At 75.0% G+C, this 21,315-nt stretch carries 21 protein-coding genes; 3 read left to right on the top strand and 18 right to left on the bottom strand.

Features of this window, described 5'->3' with window-relative positions:
* From IF45_RS0128645 to IF45_RS34320, 3 genes are all read right to left on the bottom strand, one after another.
* On the bottom strand, positions 1-720 hold a 720-nt coding region (locus IF45_RS0128645; RefSeq protein ID WP_037638717.1), incomplete at its 3' end, for a hypothetical protein.
* Positions 717-1,997 carry a glycosyltransferase family 4 protein gene (locus IF45_RS0128640; protein ID WP_030310414.1) on the bottom strand — a complete coding sequence of 427 codons (1,281 nt, stop codon included), beginning with the start codon at positions 1,995-1,997 and terminating at the stop codon, positions 717-719. The genes IF45_RS0128640 and IF45_RS0128645, both read right to left, overlap by 4 nt.
* A gap of 161 nt (positions 1,998-2,158) precedes the next feature.
* A complete protein-coding gene (locus tag IF45_RS34320) occupies positions 2,159-2,698 on the bottom strand; it encodes a LysM peptidoglycan-binding domain-containing protein (protein ID WP_030310412.1) in 540 nt (179 codons plus the stop codon).
* A 209-nt stretch (positions 2,699-2,907) separates the two neighbouring features.
* On the opposite strand from IF45_RS34320, the gene IF45_RS0128630 reads away from it, so the two are divergent.
* Positions 2,908-3,678 carry a DUF8842 C-terminal domain-containing protein gene (locus IF45_RS0128630; RefSeq protein WP_003947321.1) on the top strand — a complete coding sequence of 257 codons (771 nt, stop codon included), beginning with the start codon at positions 2,908-2,910 and terminating at the stop codon, positions 3,676-3,678.
* 110 nt (positions 3,679-3,788) lie between these two features.
* Positions 3,789-4,130, top strand: a complete 342-nt coding sequence (locus tag IF45_RS0128625; protein ID WP_030310408.1) for a hypothetical protein — start codon at positions 3,789-3,791, stop codon at positions 4,128-4,130.
* A gap of 100 nt (positions 4,131-4,230) precedes the next feature.
* Here IF45_RS0128625 and der read toward each other — a convergent pair whose 3' ends face one another.
* The 4 genes from der to IF45_RS0128605 form a co-directional block, all read right to left on the bottom strand.
* Positions 4,231-5,694 (bottom strand): ribosome biogenesis GTPase Der, encoded by a 1,464-nt coding sequence (der, locus tag IF45_RS0128620; protein WP_003947322.1) that lies wholly within the window; start codon positions 5,692-5,694, stop codon positions 4,231-4,233.
* A gap of 96 nt (positions 5,695-5,790) precedes the next feature.
* Positions 5,791-6,444, bottom strand: coding sequence for a lysophospholipid acyltransferase family protein (locus tag IF45_RS0128615; protein ID WP_030310406.1), 654 nt, complete (start codon positions 6,442-6,444; stop codon positions 5,791-5,793).
* Positions 6,441-7,142: a (d)CMP kinase gene (gene cmk / locus IF45_RS0128610; RefSeq protein WP_008403414.1), complete on the bottom strand. Its 702-nt coding sequence runs from the start codon at positions 7,140-7,142 to the stop codon at positions 6,441-6,443. The genes IF45_RS0128615 and cmk overlap by 4 nt, the downstream gene beginning before the upstream one ends.
* Positions 7,143-7,278: 136 nt before the next feature.
* A complete protein-coding gene (locus IF45_RS0128605; protein WP_008403416.1) occupies positions 7,279-8,364 on the bottom strand; it encodes a prephenate dehydrogenase in 1,086 nt (361 codons plus the stop codon).
* A gap of 105 nt (positions 8,365-8,469) precedes the next feature.
* Here IF45_RS0128605 and IF45_RS0128600 point away from each other — a divergent pair, with 105 nt between their 5' ends.
* Positions 8,470-9,201, top strand: coding sequence for a nucleotidyltransferase domain-containing protein (locus IF45_RS0128600; protein WP_030310404.1), 732 nt, complete (start codon positions 8,470-8,472; stop codon positions 9,199-9,201).
* Positions 9,202-9,211: 10 nt separating this feature from the next.
* On the opposite strand, the gene IF45_RS0128595 is transcribed toward IF45_RS0128600, so the two are convergent.
* The 11 genes from IF45_RS0128595 to IF45_RS0128545 form a co-directional block, all read right to left on the bottom strand.
* Positions 9,212-9,994 carry a nucleotidyltransferase domain-containing protein gene (locus IF45_RS0128595; RefSeq protein ID WP_018469275.1) on the bottom strand — a complete coding sequence of 261 codons (783 nt, stop codon included), beginning with the start codon at positions 9,992-9,994 and terminating at the stop codon, positions 9,212-9,214.
* Positions 9,991-11,001 carry an ADP-ribosylglycohydrolase family protein gene (locus IF45_RS0128590; RefSeq protein WP_030310402.1) on the bottom strand — a complete coding sequence of 337 codons (1,011 nt, stop codon included), beginning with the start codon at positions 10,999-11,001 and terminating at the stop codon, positions 9,991-9,993. Before IF45_RS0128590 ends, IF45_RS0128595 begins: the two co-directional genes overlap by 4 nt.
* Complete coding sequence (locus IF45_RS0128585; RefSeq protein ID WP_003947329.1) at positions 10,998-11,702, bottom strand: NUDIX hydrolase; 705 nt, start codon at positions 11,700-11,702, stop codon at positions 10,998-11,000. The genes IF45_RS0128590 and IF45_RS0128585 overlap by 4 nt, the downstream gene beginning before the upstream one ends.
* A gap of 169 nt (positions 11,703-11,871) precedes the next feature.
* Complete coding sequence (locus IF45_RS0128580) at positions 11,872-12,927, bottom strand: pseudouridine synthase (RefSeq protein ID WP_003947330.1); 1,056 nt, start codon at positions 12,925-12,927, stop codon at positions 11,872-11,874.
* A complete protein-coding gene (gene scpB, locus IF45_RS0128575; RefSeq protein ID WP_003947331.1) occupies positions 12,927-13,586 on the bottom strand; it encodes an SMC-Scp complex subunit ScpB in 660 nt (219 codons plus the stop codon). Before scpB ends, IF45_RS0128580 begins: the two co-directional genes overlap by 1 nt.
* Positions 13,583-14,632, bottom strand: a complete 1,050-nt coding sequence (locus IF45_RS0128570) for a segregation and condensation protein A (RefSeq protein ID WP_030310401.1) — start codon at positions 14,630-14,632, stop codon at positions 13,583-13,585. Before IF45_RS0128570 ends, scpB begins: the two co-directional genes overlap by 4 nt.
* Before the next feature lie 99 nt (positions 14,633-14,731).
* Entirely contained in the window at positions 14,732-15,298 is a 567-nt protein-coding gene (locus IF45_RS0128565; RefSeq protein ID WP_234344649.1) for a hypothetical protein, read from the bottom strand.
* Entirely contained in the window at positions 15,283-16,452 is a 1,170-nt protein-coding gene (locus IF45_RS0128560) for a ParA family protein (protein WP_075987501.1), read from the bottom strand. Before IF45_RS0128560 ends, IF45_RS0128565 begins: the two co-directional genes overlap by 16 nt.
* A 361-nt stretch (positions 16,453-16,813) precedes the next feature.
* Complete coding sequence (ald, locus tag IF45_RS0128555; protein ID WP_003947334.1) at positions 16,814-17,929, bottom strand: alanine dehydrogenase; 1,116 nt, start codon at positions 17,927-17,929, stop codon at positions 16,814-16,816.
* Between the two features lie 168 nt (positions 17,930-18,097).
* Entirely contained in the window at positions 18,098-20,338 is a 2,241-nt protein-coding gene (locus IF45_RS0128550; RefSeq protein ID WP_030310398.1) for a tetratricopeptide repeat protein, read from the bottom strand.
* A 223-nt stretch (positions 20,339-20,561) separates the two neighbouring features.
* Positions 20,562-21,245, bottom strand: coding sequence for an NUDIX domain-containing protein (locus tag IF45_RS0128545; RefSeq protein ID WP_018469281.1), 684 nt, complete (start codon positions 21,243-21,245; stop codon positions 20,562-20,564).
* Positions 21,246-21,315: the final 70 nt, after the last annotated feature.

Here is a 21,315-nt window from a genome sequence, read left to right as displayed (position 1 = left end):
GGCCGGGCGGAGCCAGAGGGACCAGGTGCGGGGGCGGCCGTCGGCGGCGAGGTCGGGGTGGGGCAGGGTGAGGGTGAAGGGGGTGCCCTCGGTGGGCGGGTGACCCGGTTCTGGGGTGGGCGTCACGGGGACGCGGCAGAGCGGGCCGGGGGCGTCCACGGCGCGTATCTCGCCGTAGGCGTGGGCGGTGACGGCGGCGCCGTAGAGCCGCCCGGTGACGGTGAGCCGCCCGGGGCCGGCGGAGAGCCCGAGGGTCTCGGCGTGCGGGGCGCGCAGCCAGCTGCGGAGGCTGAGCCGCCCGCCACGGGTGGCGTACGGGAGCCGGGCCACGACCCGGCCCGCCGCCGCGTCGGCCGCACGGGCGGCGGTGAGCGGGCCCAGGTGGTGGGCGCCGGGCGCCAGCCGCCGGTCGGGGCTGCCGGGCAGCCGCAGCCAGGCGTCCCAGTGCCCTTCGGGCAGCGGCACGGTCCGGGGCAGGGCGGCCCGCAGCCGTCCCCCGCCGGCCGGGGTGAGCGGCAGCGGGACGGTGTCCGCCCCCCGCTCGCGCGGGCGCAGCAGCAGCGCGGCCCCGCCGGTGGCCCGGTCGGCGAGGCCGTCCAGGCCGGCCAGGTCGAAGGTGAGCCCACCCGCGGTGTCGGCCACGCAGTCGGCGCGCGGCGGCCCGGCGGCCGGACCCGGGCCGGTGGAGCCTTGCGAGGGGCGGGGCAGCAGCGCGGTCATGTGGCACCGCCCGGGGCCAGGGCGGCTCCGACGGCGCGGCCGGTGTCGCGGAGGGCGAAGGCGGTGCTGAGCGCGGCGCCCCGCGCTCGGTGGGCGGAGCCGCGCAGCCGGGCGGCTGCGCCGGACCTCCCCCGCCGGGCGGCGAGGGAGGTGAAGAGGTCGGAGCAGCGTTCGGCGACGGCGGCCGGGGAGTAGCGGGCGGCGTTGGCCAGGGCCGCCCTGCCCATGGAGTGCCGCAGGTTCTCGTCGCCGACGAGGGAGAGCAGTGCGTCGGCGAGGGCGTCCGGGCCGGCGGAGCGGACGAGGAGCCCGTCGACGCCGTCGGTGATGATCTCGCGGGGGCCGTGCGGGCAGTCGACGGCGACCACCGGAACGCCGCAGCGCATCGCCTCGACCACCGTCATGCCGAAGGATTCCCAGCGGGAGGTGACGGCCGCGACGGAGCCGCCGGTCCAGGCCTCCTCCATGGGGTTCACGGCACCGCGCAGCCGGACGTGGCCGGTGAGCCCGAGTTCGTCGACGAGTTCCGCGAGTGCCGCGCGCCGCTCCCCGTCCCCGCAGATGTCCAGGCTCCACTCCGGGTGGAGCGCGTGGACCCGGGCGAAGGCGCGGATCAGCAGCTCGTACCGCTTGACCGGGACGAGGCGGCCGGCGGCGACGATGCGGCGGGCGGCCGGGTCGGCGGGCGGACCGGCCGGGGCGGGGACGGCGTTGGGCAGCACGGCCACGTGGACGCCGGGCAGCCGGAGCCTGCCGCGGTGGGCCCGCGCGTCGGCCTCGGTGGCCGTGGTGAGCGCGTCCAGACGGGGATAGACGGTCCTCAACCGGCGCCGCAGGGCGGGGGTGTGGGCGTCGAGTCCGAGGTGTTCCTGTCCGACGCGCACCGCGCCCGCCGCCCCCTGCCGGGCCAGGTGGTGGGTCAGCCCGGGCCGGGTGGTGACGACCACGTCGGCGTCGGACGCGCCGAGATGGGCGCGGATGCGCCGGTCGGTGAGCATGCTGTACGCGTGGTACCGGCGGTCCTCGCGGGGGAAGTCTTCGGCGGCGATGGCGTGTTCGGGGTGATCGCCCTCGTAGCCGGTGGTGCCCGTGCGGGTGTCCACGAGGTGGCGCAGCGTCACGCGGGGATGGTGGGCGAGGAAGGGCTTCTCCCGGTGGCGGAAGACGGAGACGATCTCGACCTCGTGCTGTTCGGCGAGCCCGGCGGCGAGGTTGTGGGTGGCGCGGACGGTGCCGCCGATGCCGTAGGCGTTGTGGATGAGGAATGAGATGCGCATGGGCGGTGCCGTCCCGTCCTTCCCCGCACACGGCGTCGTGTCGGCCTGTCCAGGGAGGAGGACCGGGCGGGTGCGGCATGGGTTGGCCTCATCATCATCTTGTGCCACAAAGGATGCGGTATTGAGGCCGGATGTCGGGAACCTTTCGCCCGTAGAGTCCATCAGCCCCCGGCGCGGCCGGAGCCCGAACCGGGCGGCAGGGCCAGCAGCACGCCGACGGCGAGCAAGTCCGGGTCGGGCCCGACGGTCTCCTCGTTCAGCCGGTACAGGCCCTCCACCCCGCCCGGCACCCCGAACCGGGCCGCCACCGAGGTGAGCGTGTCCCCCGGTTCGACGGTGTGCGCCCGCCCGGCCAGCCCGTACCGCTTCGCGCAGGACGGCCACGCCTCCCAGCCCTGGACCCGCAGGACGTCCCGGCCCACCGCGATCTGCTCCTCGGCGGTGGCCAGGTGGGCGCCGGGCGCGTACCGCTCGCCGCCGAACTCCCGCCAGGTGGCCGGGGCGAACTGGAGACCGCCGTGGTGGCCGTTGCCGGTGTCGGCGTCCCAGCGGCCGTCCGACTCGCAGTCCGCGACGCATCCCCACGGCCACGGCGCCGAGCGGCAGTCGGGGGTCCCGGCCGGGTCCGCGCGGTGGGCGTGCCCGTGCCCGGGGGCGAGGAGGGCGAGGGCCGCGACGGCGGCGGCGAGCAGGTGCGGCATCGCGTCACGGTAGGGCGGCTGCCGGAGGGCGCGCGGTCAGCCACGCCGTGCGCCCGCGCGCCGCGCCGCCGCCCCGGCGCGAACGGGTGTTCCGTGGAAGCGTTTTCCGTACGAACCGGCGCGTGACTTGCACCCCGGGTCACCCGTTGTCCTCGTTGAGCCGGTGACCCGCCGGACTCGCTCACGCACCGAATTCCGAGGAGCCACCCGTGCCGCGCATGCTCGACGTCAGCGATGACGTACGCGCCGAGATCGGCGACGCAGAAGCCGAACGGCTGCTCGCCGGAGAGAACACCCCGGGCCACTACGACTGCACGTCGTGCCGCACCCCGGGCGACTCGGAACAGGAACGCACCAGCACCGTCCTGTTCGTCGGCGACGAAACAGCCGTCCTGGCCTTCGCCCACGCCACCTGCCTGCCCTCGCAGATCGTCAAGGTCGCCGAGGAGCAGCTCCAGGGGGCGGTCCGCTCCATCAACGCCGACGGCGCCGGCGAGCCCGCCCCCGAGCAGGCCGTCCTCGGTGTGACCAGCGGGCTCGTCCTGATCGACGGCGAGCTGCACCCCGCCCTGGTGGTGGAGCCGACCGGGCCGATCGTCCGCCCGGGCTCGGGCGGCACCGAGGACGCCTTCCTGGACCTCCTCGCCGAGCAGGGCTTCGTGCCGTGCCCGACGGTGGAGCAGGTCCCGCCGGTGCTGCACGGCTGGTCGGTGCTGCTGGCCGTGGGCCAGCTGCACGCGGTCCTCCAGCCGGGGCCGGAGCCGGGGGCGCCGGTCGCCTGGTGGCAGGCCCACCAGCCGCTCCAGGTGGCCGACAGCTGGCGCGCGGCGGCCAACAAGAGCCAGACCGTCCTGGTCTACGCGGCCCCCGCCGGCTCCATCGGCCAGCAGCCCCGCGAGGACCTGCTCCGGGACGCGCTGGACCGCGCGGCGGCGCAGGGCCGGCTGGTCGCCGCCGCGATGCCGCTCGCCGGTACCTGAGGATTCCCCGGGCCCGCCGGTCCCCGCCCGGCGGTGCGGTCCGCCCCGTGCCCACGATGAAGCGCGGGCCGCGCCCGCATCCCCTGGGCCGCGGGGTCGTTTGGACGTGTGTGCACGCTTACGACCCCTCCCGCTCCCGGCCGCTGCCGCCGTCGTCCATCCCGTCCATGCGCCCCGCGCAGGATCTGACCGACGGCCGCTCGCCCACGCCGATCTTCGACGCGCTGTGCGCGGAGTACCGCCGGTCCTTCCGCGCGCTGCCCGGGGACCGCAGTGGCGAGGAGGATCTCCGGTTCCACGCGTTCGGCGGGCCGCAGAGCTTCCGCCGCCCGCCCCAGGACCCGTTTGCGCGCTCCCCGGAGGAGCGGGCCACCGGGAGCTGGACGCCGCCGTCGCGCCGGCACGCGGCTCCGGCGCTGCCGCCGGCGCCGCCGCGCTGGGAGCGCCAGTAGCGCCCCTGGCAGCCCTCGCGGGCGCCACAAGCACGAGAGGGGCCCGCCACGTCCGGCGGGCCCCTCTCACGTCCTGCGTACCGCCGCTCCCGGCGTACGGCTACTTCTTGCGGCCGCGCTTCTCGCGGACCCGGACCGAGATCTTGATCGGGGTGCCCTCGAAGCCGAACTCCTCGCGCAGGCGGCGTTCGACGAACCGGCGGTAGCCGTGCTCGATGAAGCCGGAGGCGAAGAGGACGAACCGGGGCGGCTTGGTGCCGGCCTGGGTGCCGAAGAGGATGCGGGGCTGCTTGCCGCCGCGGACCGGGTGCGGGTGGGAGGAGACCAGTTCGCCGAGGAAGGCGTTGAGCCGCCCGGTGGGCACCCGGGTCTCCCAGCCCGCGAGGGCCGTCTCGATGGCGGGGACCAGGCGCTCCATGTGGCGGCCGGTGGCGGCGGAGACGTTGACCCGGGGGGCCCAGGCGATCTGCGCCAGCTCCGTCTCGATCTCCCGCTCCAGGTAGTAGCGGCGCTCCTCGTCGAGGGTGTCCCACTTGTTGTAGGCGACGACGATGGCACGGCCGGAGTCGACCGCCATGGTGACGATCCGCTGGTCCTGGACGCTGATGGACTCACCGGCGTCGATCAGGATGACGGCGACCTCGGCCTTCTCGACGGCGGCGGCCGTGCGCAGCGAGGCGTAGTAGTCGGCGCCCTGCTGGAGGTGGACCCGCTTGCGGATACCGGCGGTGTCGACGAACTTCCAGGTGACGCCGCCGAGTTCGATCAGCTCGTCGACCGGGTCGCGGGTGGTGCCCGCCAGTTCGTTGACGACCACGCGGTCCTCGCGGGCGACCTTGTTGAGCAGCGAGGACTTGCCGACGTTGGGCCGGCCGATCAGGGCGATCCGGCGGGGGCCGCCGGGGGCGGCGCCGCCGAAGGTCTGGGCGGGGGCGTCGGGCAGCGCCTCGATGACGGCGTCCAGCATGTCGCCGGTGCCGCGGCCGTGCAGCGCGGAGACCGGGTGCGGCTCGCCGAGGCCCAGCGACCAGAGCATGGCGGCGTCCGCCTCGGCCGAGGGGCCGTCGACCTTGTTGGCGCAGAGCACGACCGGCTTGCCGGCCTTGCGCAGCAGCCGCACCACGGCGGCGTCGGTGTCGGTGGCGCCGACGGTGGCGTCGACCACGAAGACGACCGCGTCGGCCGCGTCGATGGCGTACTCGGCCTGGGCGGCGACGGAGGCGTCGATGCCGAGGACGTCCTGCTCCCAGCCGCCGGTGTCGACCAGCTTGAAGCGGCGCCCGGCCCACTCGGCCTCGTAGGTGACGCGGTCGCGGGTGACGCCGGGCTTGTCCTCGACGACGGCCTCGCGGCGCCCGATGATCCGGTTGACCAGGGTCGACTTGCCGACGTTGGGGCGGCCGACGACGGCGAGGACCGGGAGGGGGCCGTGACCGGCCTCCTCGATGGCGTCCTCGACGTCGTCGATGTCGAAGCCCTCTTCCGCGGCCAGCTCCATGAACTGCGCGTACTCGGCTTCGCCAAGCTCTCCGTGCTCGTCGTCGGAGATGTGGTGGTCGTTCATGAAGTCCGTTCCTCTGTACTGCGCCGGCCGCTTCGTCGCGCCGACCGCGTCGTCGATGGGCCGCCCCGGGGGCCGGTCCACTGCTTCAAGTCTTACCTAGCGTCCGGTCAGACGCCTGGCGTTTGTCAGGTGTGCCCGCAGTTCGGCCTGGATGCGGACGGTCGCCTCGTCGAGGGCCTTGCGGGTGCGGCGGCCGGAGCCGTCGCCCGCCTCGAACGGGTCGCCGAAGACGACGTCGACCCGGGAGCACAGCGGCGGCAGGGCCTTGACCAGACGGCCCGGCCGGTCGGCGCCGCCGAGGACGGCCACCGGGACGACCTGGGCGCCGCTGCGGACGGCGAAGTAGGCGAGGCCGGCGCGGAGCGAGGCGAAGTCGCCCTCGCCCCGGGTGCCCTCGGGGAAGATCCCGAGGACGCCGCCGGCCTTGAGGACGCCGAGCGCGTCGGTGACGGCGGCCCGGTCGGTGGTGTCGCGGTCGACCTTGAGTTGGCCGATCCCCTTGAGGAAGGGGTCGAGCGGGCCGACGAAGGCTTCCTTCTTGATCAGGAAGTGCACCGGCCGCGGTGCCGTCCCCATCAGCATGGGGCCGTCGATCATGTGGCTGTGGTTGACCGCGAGGATCACCGGCCCGGCCGACGGCACCCGCCAGGCGCCGAGCACGCGGGGCCGCCAGAGCCCGTACATCAGGCCGATGCCGATGCCCCGTCCGACGGCGGCACCGCGCTCCGAGGGAAGGGTGTCGGCCGTCACCGGAGCGCTCGCTTCTCCTCGACGAGGGTGACGACGCACTCGATGACCTGCTGGAGGGTGAGGTCGCTGGTGTCGACCTCGACCGCGTCCTCCGCCTTGGCGAGCGGCGAGGTCTTCCGGCCGGAGTCGGCCGCGTCGCGCCGCAGCAGCGCCTCGCGGGTGGCCGCCAGGTCGGTGGCCTCCTTGCCCTTCAGCTCGCCGCTGCGGCGGGCCGCGCGGGCCTCGGGGGAGGCGGTGAGGAAGACCTTGAGGTCGGCGTCGGGGAGCACGGTCGTGCCGATGTCGCGCCCCTCGACGAGGATGCCGCCCTCGGCCCCGGCGGCGATGGACCGCTGGAGCTCGGTGATCAGGGTGCGCACCCGGGGCACCGCGGAGACGGCGGAGACCTTGGAGGTGACCTCCTGGGTGCGGATCGGGCCGGAAACGTCGATGCCGTCGACGGTGATCGTCGGCGCCAGCGGGTCGGTGCCGGAGACGATCTCCGGCTTGGCCGCCGCGTCCGCGACCGCCTCGGCGTCGGCGGTGTCGATGCCGTTCTCCACCATCCACCAGGTGATCGCCCGGTACTGGGCCCCGGTGTCGAGGTAGCGGAGCCCCAGTGCCGTCGCGACGGCCTTGGAGGTGCTCGACTTGCCCGTACCGGAGGGACCGTCGATGGCGACGATGATGGCCGGAACGGTCCGGGGGGCGGTTTCCACGCTGTCTCCTGATACGGATGGCTGCACGATGCTCCCAGGTTACTGGGTCCCGGGGCCCCTCCCGTCCGGCGGGGCGGCGGGGGCCCGGTCACCCGGACGGGTGCGCGGGGCCTACCCGTCCGGGTGACGGACGCGGTCAGGCGCGCAGGGACCAGCCGCGCTCGGCGAGGCCGACCCGCAGCGGGCCGACGGCGGCCGGCTCGACCATGAGCTGGACCAGTCCGGCCTGCTGCCCGGTGGCGTGCTCGATGCGGACGTCCTCGATGTTGACGCCGGCCCGTCCGGCGTCGGCGAAGATCCGCGCCAGCTCGCCCGGCTGGTCGGAGATGAGGACGGCGACGGTCTCGTAGGCGCGCGGGGCGGTGCCGTGCTTGCCGGGGACCCGGATCTGCCCGGCGTTGCCGCGGCGCAGTATCCGCTCGACGCCCTCGGCGCCCGCACGGCGCTTCTCGCCGTCCCCGGACTCCAGGGCGCGCAGGGCGGCGACGGTGGCCTCCAGGTCCTCGGCGAGCGCGCCGAGCAGGTCGGCGACGGGCCCGGGGTTGGCGGAGAGGATGTCGATCCACATCCGGGGGTCGGAGGCGGCGATGCGGGTGACGTCGCGGATGCCCTGCCCGCAGAGGCGTACGGCGCTGTCCTCGGCGTGCTCCAGCCGGGCGGCGACCAGGCCGGAGACCAGGTGCGGCATGTGCGAGACGAGGGCGACGGCACGGTCGTGGGCGTCGGCGTCCATGACGACGGGGACGCCCCGGCAGAGCGAGACCAGTTCGAGGGCGAGGTTGAGCACCTCGGTGTCGGTCTCCGGGGTCGGGGTCAGCACCCAGGGCCGCCCCTCGAAGAGGTCGGCGGTGGCAGCGAGCGGGCCCGACTGCTCGCGGCCGGACATGGGGTGGCTGCCGAGGTAGCCGGAGAGGTCCAGGCCGAGGGCGGCCAGCTCGCGGCGGGGGCCGCCCTTGACGCTGGCCACGTCGAGGTAGGCGCGGGCCCGGCCGTTCCGCATGGCGTCGGCGAGGGTGGCGGCGACGTGGGCGGGGGGTACGGCGACCACCGCGAGGTCGACCTGTCCGGGCGGCTCCTCGGCGCTCCCGGCGCCGAGTCCCGCCGCGGTCCTGGCCTGCCCCGGGTCCGCGTCCGCGAGATACACGGCGACGCCCCGCTCGGCGAGGGTCAGCGCGATGGAGGTGCCGATCAGGCCGGTACCGATGACGAGGGCGGTTCTCACGGGGTGTCCTTGCGGGAGGTGCGCGTGCGGGGGTCGCCGCTCAGCGTAGCCGCGCACGGCTGCGGGCCCGCGTACCCTCCCGGCATGCGGACCGAGGAAGGCGGGGTGCCGGTGGACGGCGACGGGCGTACGCCCTGGGAGGCGGCGGGCGGGGAGCTGGTGCTGGTCGAGGAGCACACGATCGTGTCGTGGGTGATGGGCTCGCGCGCCTTCGGCCTGGCCACCGAGGAGTCCGACACCGACCGGCGGGGCGTCTACGTGGCCCCCACCCCGTGGTTCTGGGGCTTCTCCCGGCCGCCGACCCATCTGGACGGACCGCAGGAGGAGCGCTTCTCCTGGGAGCTGGAGCGGTTCTGCTCCCTCGCCCTGGCCGCCAACCCGAACATCCTGGAGTGCCTCCACTCCCCCTTGGTGGAGTTCACCGACCCGCGCGGCGAGGAGCTGCTCTCCCTGCGGGACGCCTTCCTCTCCCGGGAGGTGCTGCGGACCTTCTCCCGGTACGTGGCGGGCCAGCGCAGGAAGCTCGACGCGGACGTCCGCACCCACGGCGCCCCGCGCTGGAAGCACGCCATGCACCTGCTCCGCCTCCAGCGCAGCTGCCGGGACCTGCTGCGCACCGGCCGCCTGGTGGTCGAGGTCGGCGAGGCCCGCGAGGAGCTGCTGGCGGTGAGGCGCGGCGAGTGGTCCTGGGACCGGGTCGCGGCGGCCCTGGCGGAACTGGACGCGGCCTGCGAGGAGGCCGCCCTGACCACCCCGCTGCCCGCCGCCCCCGACCGGGCCCGGGTGGCGGACTTTCTCTACCGGGTACGCCGGGACTCGGCGGCGGCGCTGGGGTGACCGGGCGCGCTCAGCCGGCCAGGCGGGCGCGGACCACCAGATCGTGCAGGGCGGCCCGGCCCGAGGGGGCTTCGGGCAGGGCGGAGGCCGCCTCGGCCTCGTCGAGCACGGTGTGCAGCCGGGCCGTCTCCGCCTCGGCCGTGGGCCGCAGGGCGGGATCCGCGGCGCCGTGCTCGGCCGCCGCCTTGGCCGCGATCAGGTCAGGGAGCCGCGCCGGGGCCTCTGGCAGGGCGCAGAGGGTGGGCAGGTGGGCCTGGATCTCACCGGTGCGCATCAGGTGGATGCCGGTGAGCAGCGCCCGGCAGGTGTACAGCAGCGGCTTCAGTTCGCCGGTGCGTTCGTACAGCCGCCACTGGGTGCGGGCGAAGCCCCGGTAATGGTGGGCGTGGTGGCGGGTGAGGACGCCCGGGGCCAGGGCGGTGAGTTCGGCGTGGACGGGACCGGTGTGCACGACCAGCGGCGAGGTGAGCTGTTCCAGGACGTAGCCGTTGCGCCGCAGCAGCAGCCGCGCGAACTTGCGCAGGTCGTGGGTGACCAGGTCGCGCTCCACGCCGTCGCTGTCGTCGGCGGTGGTGCGGGTCTCCTCCGGCTCCTCCAGGCCCAGCAGGGCGGCCGCCGGGAGCAGGTGGGCGCCGCGCAGGTCGATGTCGGAGTCGCGGGAGGGGAAGCCGTACAGGTGGGCGCCGGAGACCGTGGCGAAGACCAGCGGGTCCGGCTGGTCGGCGAGGAGCGGGGCGAGGTCGGTCAGGGGCAGGCCCGCCGTGCGGAGGGCTTCGGGCCCGGTCACCGTCATCGGGCACCGTCCCAGAGGGCGCCCAGCGCCAGCAGCTCGTCACGGTGCTCGACGTGGTCGGTCCAGTCGGCGGGCCAGGCGGCGGAGCCGAGGCGGGCCCCGGCGAAGGCTCCGGCGAGGCAGGCGATCGAGTCGGAGTCGCCGGCGGTGCAGGCGCCCCGGCGCAGGGCGGTCAGGGGCTCGTCGGGGAAGAGCAGGTAGCACTGGAGGGCGGTGGCGAGGGCCTCCTCGGCGATCCACCCCTCGCCGGTGGTCAGGCAGGGGTCGGTCTCGGGCGAGGGGGTGTCGAGCGCGGCCCGGAGCCGGTCGAGGGCGGCGAGGCAGTCGTCCCAGCCGCGGGCGATGAAGTGGACGGGGTCGGGGTCCTGCGCCCGCCGCCAGAGGTCGCCGAGCCACTGGTGGTGGTAGCGGGTGCGCTGGTCGAGGGCGTACGAGCGGAGCAGCCCGACCAGGGCGGCGGGGTCGGCGCCGTCGGCGAGGAGGCGGACGGTGTGCGCGGTGAGGTCACTGGCGGCCAGTGCCGTGGGGTGGCCGTGGGTCAGCGCGGACTGGAACTGGGCGGCGCCGGCGCGGGTGTCGGCGGTGAGCCCGGGGACGAGGCCGACCGGGGCGACCCGCATGTTGGCCCCGCATCCCTTGGAGCCGGTCTGGCTCGCCTCGGTCCAGGGCAGGCCGGGGCGCTCCAGCAGGGCGCAGGCGGTGAGGCAGGTGCGGCCGGGGGCGCGGTTGTTGTCGGGCGAGCGGTACCAGGCGGTGAACTCGGCGCGCAGCGGTCCTTCGAGGCGGGCGGCGTCGAGCGGGCCGCCGTCGAGGGTGTCGCGCAGGGCGCGGGCGACGGCCAGCGTCATCTGGGTGTCGTCGGTGATGAACGCGGGCCTGGGCAGGGCCATCTCGCGCCAGGGCCCGCACTTGGCGAGGATCGCGGGGACGTCGTTGAACTCGGTGGGAAAGCCCAGGGCGTCGCCGAGGGCGAGGCCGAGCAGGGCGCCGGTGGCCGGTCGGTTCATGAGCGGGGTCCTTCGGGGTGGGTCAGGGGCGGGTGGAGCCGGGTGGCGGGCCCGGCGTGGTAGAGGGCGGCGGGTTTGCCGCGTCCGCCGGTGAGCCGGGCCGGGCCGGGCGCGGGGACGGTGAAACCCGGGGTGCCGAGGACCTTGCGGCGGAAGTTGGCCGGGTCGAGGGCGGTGCCCCAGACGGCCTCGTAGACCCGTCGCAGCTCGCCGAGGGTGAAGGCGGGCGGGCAGAAGGCGGTGGCGGCCGGGGTGGTCTCCAGCAGGGCGCCGACGTGGCGGTGGGCGTCGGCGAGGATGCGGTCGTGGTCGAAGGCGAGCGGCCCGGCCTCGGCGTACGGCAGCCGCAGGGCGCGGGCGGCGTCGGTGCCCGCGCGGGGTTCGGGCAGGCGGGGGACGAGGGCGGTGTGGGCGAGGGAGACGACCCGCATGCGGGGGTCGCGGTCCGGCTCGCTGTAGGCGCCGACCTCCTCGAGGCGGAAGCCGCCCGCCACCCCGGTCTCCTCGGCCAGTTCGCGCCGGGCGGCCTCGGCGGCGGACTCGCGGGGCCGCAGGAAGCCGCCGGGGAGGGCCAGGCGGCCCCGGTGGGGCTCCTCGCCGCGTTCGACGAGAACGACCTCCAGGACGCCCTCGCGCACGGTGAAGACGGCGAGATCGACGGCGACCGCGAAGGGCTCGTACCGGTGTTTGTCGTACGTCACGCGGCCCCGCCCTTCTTTATGGTCAGAGCGACCATAAAAGATGCGGGCACCGGAGGGAAGGCTTCCGGTCCGGCCGGGTTCCCTTCCCCGGAAACGGCCGACGGCCGGCTCCCCCAGAGGGAACCGGCCGTCGGGCACCGGACCGGCTCTGCCGGACCGGAGGTGAGCCCTAGAGCTCGACCTCCTTCATCAGCATCCCGACCTCGGTGTTGCTCAGCCGGCGCAGCCAGCCGGACTTCTGGTCGCCGAGGGTGATCGGGCCGAAGGCGACCCGCACCAGCTTGTCGACCGGGAAGCCGGCCTCGGCCAGCATCCGGCGGACGATGTGCTTGCGGCCCTCGTGCAGGGTCACCTCGACCAGGTAGTTCTTACCGGTCTGCTCGACCACCCGGAAGTGGTCGGCGCGGGCGTACCCGTCCTCCAGCTGGATGCCGTCCTTGAGCCGCTTGCCCAGGTCGCGCGGGATGGGCCCGACGATGTGCGCCAGGTAGGTCTTCTTCACGCCGTACCGGGGGTGGGTCAGGCGGTGCGCCAGCTCGCCGTGGTTGGTGAGGAGGATGACGCCCTCGGTCTCGGTGTCGAGCCGCCCCACGTGGAAGAGACGGGTCTCCCGGTTGGTGACGTAGTCGCCGAGGCACTGCCGGCCGTCGGGGTCCTCCATGGTGGAGACGACACCGGCGGGCTTGTTGAGCGAGAAGAACTGGTACGACTGCGTGGCGACGGTGAGGCCGTCCACCTTGATCTCGTCGTTCTCCGGGTCGACCCGGAGCCCCTGCTCCAGCACGATCTCGCCGTTGACCTCGACGCGGGCGTCCTCGATCAGCTCCTCGCAGGCACGGCGGGAGCCGTAACCGGCGCGGGCCAGCACCTTCTGCAGGCGCTCGCCCTCGTTGCCCGGGGCGGCCTGGCGGGGCGGGGCCTTCTTCTCGTTGTACCGGTCGCGGTTGCGCTCCTCGGCCCGGGCGTCGTACTCGCGGGAGCGCGCCGGGGCGGTGCGGTTGCGCCCACGCGGCTGCTGCCCCTGCTTCGGACCGCCCTTGGCGCCGCCGCGCGCCGTGTCGCCGCGGCCCTTGCGGGCGCCGCCGCCCTCGCCGCCGGAACCGCCGACGTCGTAGCGGCGCTCCTCGGGGCGGGGGCGGCCCGGACGCTTCTGCTGGTTGCCGCCGCGCCCGCTGCCCGCTCCCTTCTGGTTGCCTCGTCCGCTGTTCCTGCCGCTGCTTGTCATCAGAGTTCCGTCAGTCGTTCCGTCGTCGTCATGGCGCCTTCGCCCGGTTCCGGAGCGTCCGGATCGAACGAGGGCAGTGCTTCCTGCGTCTCGGCCTCAATGGCGTCCGCCTCGGGGAGGAAAGGCGCCAGCTCGGGGAGCTCGTCCAGACCGCGCAGGCCCATCCGCTCCAGGAAGTAGGTGGTCGTGGTGTACAGGATCGCACCTGTTTCGGGTTCCGCGCCCGCCTCCTCGACCAGACCTCGCTGGAGGAGGGTGCGCATGACCCCGTCGCAGTTCACGCCGCGGACCGCGGAGACCCGTGAACGGCTCACCGGCTGACGGTAGGCGACGACCGCCAGTGTCTCCAAGGCGGCCTGGGTCAGCCGGGCCTGCTGCCCGTCGAGCGCGTACGCCTCGACCGCCGCCGCGTACTGGGGCCGCGTGTAGAAACGCCAGCCGCCCGCCACCATCCGCAGCTCGAAACCGCGCCCCTGGCGGGTGTACTCCTCGGCCAGCTCCTCCAGTGCGGCGGCGACCGCCCGCCGGTGGCGGCCGGTGACCTTGGCCAGGTGGTCGACGGTGGCCGGCTCGTCCACCACCATCAGCACCGCCTCCAGGGCGGGCCTCAGCTCCAGTGCGGCGGCGTCGCCCGGCCGCGCCGGGTGCTCCTCGCTCACGCGTCCTCCTCGTTCGGTGCGGCGGGCGGCTCGGGCGGGCGGTCGAACTCGTCGGTGACGCGCGGCGCCGCCTCGCCGCCCCCGCTCCAGGAGACCAGCAGCTCCCCCAGCGGCTCCTCCTGGTCAAGCGTGACGGCCTTCTCCCGGTACAGCTCCAGCAGGGCCAGGAAGCGGGCCACCACGGTCAGCGTCCCCTCGGCGTCGGCGACCAGTTCGGCGAAGCTGGCCCGGCCCGCCGCCCGCAGCCGGTCCACCACCACCTCGGCCTGCTCCTGCACGGAGACGAGCGGGGCGTGGATGTGCTCGACGTAGACCTGCGGCTCGGGGCGCGGCTGCATCGCCTTGACCGCCAGCTCCGCGAAACCCTCGGGGCCGATCCTGATGACCACCTCCGGCAGCAGCGCGGCGTGGTGCGGCTCCAGCCCGACGGTACGCGGGTACCGGCGCGCCTCCTCGGCCAGCCGCTCCTCGAAGATCTCGGCGATCCGCTTGTACGCGCGGTACTGGAGCAGCCGGGCGAAGAGCAGGTCGCGGGCCTCCAGGAGGGCGAGGTCCTGCTCGTCCTCGACCTCGGCGGCGGGCAGCAGCCGGGCCGCCTTGAGGTCGAGCAGGGTGGCCGCGACCACCAGGAACTCGGTGGTCTGGTCGAGGTCCCAGTCGGCGCCCATCGCCCGGATGTGGGCCATGAAGTCGTCGGTGACCCGGGAGAGGGCGACCTCGGTGACGTCCAGCTTGTGCTTGGAGATGAGCTGGAGCAGCAGGTCGAAGGGGCCTTCGAAGTTGGCCAGCCGCACGGTGAACCGCCCGTCGGACGGCTCGGCCTCCGCCGGGGGCGCGGGCTCCGGTACGGCGACCGGTTCCGCCTCGGTGACGGGCTCCGCCACCGCCACCGGCGCCGCCTCGGCCGGGGCGTCCCCGTGCCGCGTCTCCGGCCCGGCCCCGCGCGGCCCGAGGGCGCGGCGGGAGCGGGGCGGCGGGGGCACGGCGTCAGGGGTGGGCGGCATGGTGGTCCAGGGGGCGGCGGGGGTGCGGGCGGGGTCCCGCACGCGCGGGCAGGCTACCCGCAGGGGCCGCCGGGACAGCTCCGGCCGCGCCGGGCGGCGGCGGGGGCAGGGGGTGCGGGGGGGGGCCGGGTCGCGGTCCGGTCAGCGGCCGCGCAGGCGGCGGACGAGGATGCTGGCCTCGCCGCGGGCCTCCAGATCGGCGAGGACCACGGCGACGGCCTCGCGGACGATCCGCCCGCGGTCGACGGCGAGACCGTGCTCGCCGCGGAGCACCAGCCGGGCGTGCTCCAGGTCCATCAGTTCCTCGGCGGAGACGTAGACGGTGATCTTCTCGTCGTGCCGTTCGCGGCCGCTGGGCCTGCGGGCGGCGTTCCGTCCGCCGCGCCGCCGCTGGGGCGCGGGCTGGGCGGTCGGCTGGCCCTCCTGGGGCGGGGTGCGGCGGCCGGGGACCGGGGCGTCGTCCTCGGGGCTGCGGGCCCGGTGCTCGCGCTCCCGGGGTGTTCCGGCCGGGGGCGCGGAGGCGCTGTGCTCGGCCGGCTCGTCACCCCGGCCGGTGGTTCCGGTCTCCTCGCCGGCCGGGTCGCTCTCCCCCGCCGGGGAGGGGACCCGGGGCTCGCCCTGGCGGCGGGGAGTGGACGCCTGGAGTGCCGTGCCCCCCGTGGTGCGGAACAGTTCGTCGGCCCCCGGCAGACTCACTCGGCGTGACACCGGGCGAGCACCTCCCTGGCGAGCTGGCGGTAGGCGGCGGCACCGACCGAGTTGGAGGCGTAGGTCGTGATGGGCTCACCGGCGACCGTGGTCTCCGGGAAGCGGACGGTCCGGCCGATCACCGTGTGGTACACGTTGTCGTCGAACGCCTCCACGACGCGGGCGAGGACCTCACGGCTGTGGACGGTGCGCGAGTCGTACATCGTGGCGAGGATGCCGTCGAGCTCCAGCTCCGGGTTGAGCCGCTCCTGGACCTTCTCGATGGTCTCGGTGAGCAGGGCCACCCCGCGCAGCGCGAAGAACTCGCACTCCAGCGGCACGATCACCTTGTGCGCGGCGGTCAGCGCGTTCACCGTGAGCAGGCCGAGCGAGGGCTGGCAGTCGATGACGATGTAGTCGTAGTCGGCGAGCAGCGGCTTCAGCGCCCGCTGGAGCGTCGACTCGCGTGCTACCTCGGAGACCAGCTGGACCTCGGCGGCCGACAGGTCGATGTTGCTGGGCAGCAGGTCCATGTTGGGGACCGCGGTCTTCAGCAGCACCTCGTCGGCGGCCATCCCCCGCTCCATGAGCAGGTTGTAGACGGTGAGGTCCAGTTCCATCGGGTTGACCCCGAGGCCGACCGAGAGGGCGCCCTGCGGGTCGAAGTCGACCAGCAGGACCCGGCGTCCGTACTCCGCGAGCGCGGCGCCGAGGTTGATGGTCGACGTGGTCTTGCCGACGCCGCCCTTCTGGTTGCACATCGCGATGATCTTCGCGGGGCCGTGGTCGTTCAGCGGCCCGGGGATGGGGAAGTACGGCAGCGGGCGTCCGGTCGGGCCGATGCGCTCGCGGCGCTGGCGGGCGGCGTCCGGGGCGAGCGTGGCCGCGTACTCGGGATCGGGCTCGTATTCGGCGTCCGGGTCGTAGAAGTGGCCCTCGGGCAGTTCTGCGTCCGCGGCGAAGCGGGACGCTTCGTCGCCGCTCCGGTCGCCGGCCATGGCGTTCACGTGATGGCCATCCATGCTCTGGTGTGCTGTCTGCGTCGTCTGGGGGGCCTGTCGGGCCGCGAAGGTGCGGACAGCTATGGAGCCGACAGCCTCCGGCCCCGTGGGGTCCGAGCCCCTCGTGGGCTTTCCTGGCCGGGCACCCCTGGGAGTAAATGTCGACTCATTCACAAGTCGTCTTACCTCCTTGGTGACCAGGAAACTTCTAGATAGGTCAGCGTGGCACCATGCCGACGGTTGGCGACTCTATGGCGTGTCACCGCTTCGCAGCAACACAATCCACCGGACCCGGCCGGATGTGTCGGCAACCGAACACCTCGCTGTCAAGGGCGCGCACGCGTCGCACAGGGGGCGAGCGGGACATTTCCCCGGGTGGGCGAATCGGGTAAAGGGTTACGTTCGCCGCGAGTTGACCCGGCATCCGGCGCGCCCGGGGTGGTGTCGCACCACGCCCGCGGCCGGACCCTGTCCACAAGGTCCGGCCGCGGGCGTGAGATTGACGACGCGTATTGACGGGTGCGCGCCGGTGCGATCAGCCGAGGAGAGCCGAGAGTTCGGTGTGCTCCAGGCCGTGCGCCTCGGCCACCTCGCGGTAGACGACCTTGCCGTCATGGGTGTTGAGCCCCTTGGCGAGGGCGGCGTCGCGGCGCAGCGCCTCGGCCCAGCCGCGGTCGGCCAGCTCCAGGATGTACGGGAGCGTGGCGTTGGTCAGCGCGTGGGTGGAGGTGTTCGGGACGGCGCCGGGCATGTTGGCGACGCAGTAGAAGACCGAGTTGTGGACCTGGAAGGTCGGCTCGGCGTGGGTGGTCGGGTGCGAGTCCTCGAAGCATCCGCCCTGGTCGATGGCGATGTCGACAAGGACACTTCCGGGCTTCATCCGGGAGACCAGCTCGTTGGTGACCAGCTTGGGGGCCTTGGCGCCGGGGATGAGGACGGCGCCGATGACGAGGTCGGCCTCCAGGCAGGCGCGCTCCAGCTCGAAGGAGTTGGAGACGACGGTCTGCACCTTGGTGCCGAAGACCTTGTCGGCCTCCTTGAGCTTGTTGATGTCACGGTCCAGGAGCGTCACGTGGAAGCCCATACCGACCGCGATCTGCGTGGCGTTCCAGCCGGAGACACCGCCGCCGATGACGACGGCCTTGCCCGCGGCGACACCCGGGACGCCGCCCGGCAGGACGCCGCGGCCGCCGGCGGCACGCATCAGGTGGTAGGCGCCGACCTGGGGGGCGAGGCGGCCCGCGACCTCGGACATCGGGGCGAGCAGCGGCAGCCGGCGGTCGGCGGTCTCGACCGTCTCGTAGGCGATGGCCGTGGTGCCCGAGGCGATCAGGGCGTCGGTACAGGGGCGCGAGGCGGCCAGGTGGAGGTAGGTGAAGAGGGTCTGGTCCTTGCGGAGCCGGTGGTACTCCTCCTCGATCGGCTCCTTGACCTTGAGCAGCAGGTCGGCGATGGCCCAGACCTCGTCGGCGGTGGGCAGGATGGCGCCGCCCGCCGCCACGTACTCGGCGTCGGTGATCGACGAGCCGAGGCCGGCGCCCTGCTGGACGTAGACCTCGTGGCCGTGGCGGACCAGCTCGTGGACGCCGGCAGGCGTGATGGCCACCCGGAACTCGTTGTTCTTGACTTCGCTGGGGATGCCGACCTTCATCGTCGATCACGGTCCTTGGCTGTGGCGGGGACAGGAGGGTGGATTCCCGGCCGCAGCGGGGCGTACCTGGGCGTACCGGGGCTCGCCGCGAATCAACGCGGCCCAGCCAGTCTAAGCAAGGATTTCTCGCTGTCCAGCCTTAGAAGCCACCTACTTTTTCACGAAGCGCTACGGATTTCGCAGGTGAACGGCTCCGGCGCCCTGGGCTGCCCGCTCCCCGGGGGCCTCGGGGACCTCGGGGGCCTCCTGCGCCCCCACGGGCTCCCGGACGGCGTCGGCCACACCGGGCTCCCCCGGGACGACCGGTTCCCCGGGCACCAGAGGCCCGGCGGGCGCTGTGGCCTGCCCGTCCTCCGGCGCCGCCCCGCCCTCGCCCGGACCGGCCGGGGCCAGCAGCTGTTCGGCGGCGGCGCGGTGCAGCCTGGCCGCCGCCGGGTCGCCGAGCCGCTCCAGGGTGTCGGCCAGCCGCAGCCGCAGCGCCGCCAGCAGCCGGTCGTCGCCCGCCTCACGCGCCCACTGGACCGCCTCCTGGCAGGTGCGCAGCGACTCCTGGGGGCGCCCGGCGTACTCCTGGACCCGGGCCTGCTCGCTCAACGCCCGTGCGCGGCCCGCCACATCGCCGCACCTGCGGTACGCGGCGACCGCCGCCCGCCACTGCCGCAGCGCCTCGCCGTACCGCCCGGCGTAGGTGTGGACGGTGCCGAGCCGGCCGTAGACGCGGGCGGCGTCGGCGTGCTCGTCGCGGGCCAGCCGCTCGGTGAGGGCGCGGCCGTACCAGTCGGCGGCGCGCGGCCAGTCCTCCAGGGACTGGTAGGACCCGGCCACGGACTCCATGGCGCGCCCGGCGGCCACCGCGTCGTGGGCGGCGCGGGCGGCGTCCAGCGCGGCCCGGTAGCGGGCCAGCGCCTGCCGGGTACGGCCGGTGGAGGCGTCCAGGTCGGCGAGGTTGAGCAGGGCCGCCGCCTTCTCGCGGGGCAGCCGGCGGCGCTCGGCCACGTCCAGCACCAGGCCGTGCACCGGGTAGAGGTCAGGGGCGGCACCGGCCGCGCCCCGGTGGGCGATCATCGCCCGGACGATCGCGGCGAGCAGCCGGCGCGCCAGGGTGTCCAGCTCCCCGTCGGCGACGGCCAGGCGCGCCGAGGCGAGCAGCGCGCCGCGCGAGCGCTCCAGCCAGGCCGCGGCCGCCTCGGCGGTGTCGAAGCGGAGAGCGCGGGGCAGGGCGGCGAGCGCCACCCGCGCGGGGCTGGACTCGGGGTCGGTGACGGCGCGGCAGGAGTGCAGCAGCCGCACGGTGCGCTCCAGCATCCGGGCGCGGGCCAGCTGGAGTTCGGCCGGCCGCTCGTGGTCGTCGGCGAGGTCGCGCAGGACCGGCTGGAGGCAGGAGGGCACGGTCCAGCGCGGCTCCTCGCCCGGCTCCGGATCCGGTTCGCGGCTCAGGAAGCCGAGGTCCGCCAGTTCGCCCAGGATGGTGCGGACCGCCGGGAGGGAGGCGCCCGCCAGCGCGGAGGCGGTGTGCGCGTCGACCTGGCCCGCCGGGGCGAAGGCGAGCAGGCGCAGGGTGCGGGCGGCGGCCGCGGGCAGCGCGTCGTGGCTCAGCCGGGCCATCCGGGGCAGTTCGCCGGGGCCGCCCGGGCCGTCGGCGGGCGCTTGCTCCAGCCGGTGGGCGAGGTCGGCCACCGAGGTCTTGGGGTGGGCCGCGAGGTACCCCCCGGCCAGCACCAGGGCGGCGGGCTGCGCCCCGCACCGCTCGATGAGGCTGTCGGCGGCGCGCGGGTCGACGGTGAGCCGGACCTCGCCCGCCCGGCTCTCCAGCAGGGCGTGGGCGTCGGGGACGTCGAGGCCGCCGAGGGCGCAGGGGCGGACCCCGGTGAGCCCGGTGAGCGGCCCCCGGGAGACGGCGACGAAGAGCAGATGGGCGGCGCCCTCGCCCTCGGGCATGAGGGGGTCGACCTGTTCCGCGGAGGCGGCGTCGTCGAGCAGGACCAGCAGGCGGCGGCCGGCGAGTTCCTGGCGCAGGGCGTGGGTGAGGTCGTCGTCGCTCGCGCCGGGGACGGTGCGGGCACCGAGGCCGTCGAGCAGCAGCCGGGCGGCCTCGCCCTCGGTCAGGGCGGTCCCGTCGACGGCGGTGAGACGGGCGCTCAGGACGCCGTCCGGGTAGCGATCGGCGAGCGAGGCGGCGAGGTGCCCGGCCAGCGCGGTGCGGCCGGAGCCGGGGGCGCCCGCGATGAGCAGGAACCGGGGGCGCGGGGCGCCCCGTCCGGCGATGGTGTCGAGGCCGGCCCGGTCGATCTCGGCCCGCAGCTCCTTCAGCTCTCTGCCACGGCCGAAGAAGGCTGGGCGGGGCGGGCCGGACGACGGGCTCGCGCCCGGCGCCTGGGGGCCGCTGGTGCCGACGACCTGATCCGTCACGGGCCACACTCCCGTTCGCTGCGCACACGTGCCCTGCCGGGGACCTGACGGGGCGTCGACGAGCCTAGTTCACGCTCCGCAGTCACCCGGTGCGAGCGTGGCGGGATTGTCGCCCGATCGGATCAGCGGATCGTCGGACCGGCCCCGGACCGGCGGCTTTCCGCGCGGTGACGGCCGCGTACCCCCGCTCGCCGGGGACACACGGCCGTCGTCCGGCGGTGGTTCAGGACGCGAAGGGCCGGGCGGGCCACTCGGCCTCGGCGGGCCGCAGCGCGTCCAGGCCGCCCTCGGTGGCCCGCGCGGCGGTCAGCGCGAAGGCGCCCAGCACCAGGCAGCTGTTGTGCAGCTCGCCCGCGAGGGCGCCCTGGACCAGGTCGGGCAGGGCGACGGTGGCCAGCTCCATGTCGGCCTCCTCGTCCGAGGCCGCGTACTTCTCGCCGCCCGCCGGGGAGAGGTCGCGGGCGAGGAAGACGCGGACCGCCTCGTCGCAGCCGCCGGGCGTCGGGTAGAAGTCGGTGAGCACCCGCCAGTCCCCGGCCTTCAGGTACGCCTCCTCGTACAGCTCGCGCTGGGCGGCGTGGAGGGGGTTCTCGCCGGGGACGTCGAGGAGTCCCGCCGGGATCTCCCAGAGCTTCTGCCGTACCGCGTGGCGGTACTGGCGCAGGACCACGACCCGGTCCTCCTCGTCCAGGGCGAGGATGGCGACCGAGCCGGGGTGGACCTGGTAGTCGCGGTCGGCCACCGCGCCGTCCGGCATCCGGACGGTGTCGGTGCGCATCGAGGTCTTGGCGCCCCGGAACGGGGTGACGCTCTCGACGACCGGCCAGTGCTCGGCGGTGTCGGTGAGGCGCCCGTCGTGGGGCGGCGCGGTGCTGTCGGTGCCGGTGGGGAGGGAGGAGGTGCCCATGAGCCGTGTTCCGTTCGCGCGTCGTCCGGTCGGTCGGCGCGGTGGTGCGGCAGCGCGCCGGGGCACGGAC

The organism is Streptomyces albidoflavus (genome assembly GCF_000719955.1).
Classification (GTDB): Bacteria; Actinomycetota; Actinomycetes; order Streptomycetales; family Streptomycetaceae; genus Streptomyces; species Streptomyces albidoflavus.
This window is presented reverse-complemented; position numbering and strand designations above follow the sequence as displayed.

Excerpts from the sequence above, each read along its gene's own strand:
- IF45_RS34320 (WP_030310412.1), bottom strand. The coding sequence starts at position 2,698 with ATGCCGCACCTGCTCGCCGCCGCCGTCGCGGCCCTCGCCCTCCTCGCC.
- IF45_RS0128590 (WP_030310402.1), bottom strand. The coding sequence starts at position 11,001 with ATGAACCGACCGGCCACCGGCGCCCTGCTCGGCCTCGCCCTCGGCGAC.
- IF45_RS0128580 (WP_003947330.1), bottom strand. The coding sequence starts at position 12,927 with ATGACAAGCAGCGGCAGGAACAGCGGACGAGGCAACCAGAAGGGAGCG.
- der (WP_003947322.1), bottom strand. The coding sequence starts at position 5,694 with ATGAACGACCACCACATCTCCGACGACGAGCACGGAGAGCTTGGCGAA.
- ald (WP_003947334.1), bottom strand. The coding sequence starts at position 17,929 with ATGAAGGTCGGCATCCCCAGCGAAGTCAAGAACAACGAGTTCCGGGTG.
- IF45_RS0128545 (WP_018469281.1), bottom strand. The coding sequence starts at position 21,245 with ATGGGCACCTCCTCCCTCCCCACCGGCACCGACAGCACCGCGCCGCCC.
- IF45_RS0128640 (WP_030310414.1), bottom strand. The coding sequence starts at position 1,997 with ATGCGCATCTCATTCCTCATCCACAACGCCTACGGCATCGGCGGCACC.
- IF45_RS0128595 (WP_018469275.1), bottom strand. The coding sequence starts at position 9,994 with ATGACGGTGACCGGGCCCGAAGCCCTCCGCACGGCGGGCCTGCCCCTG.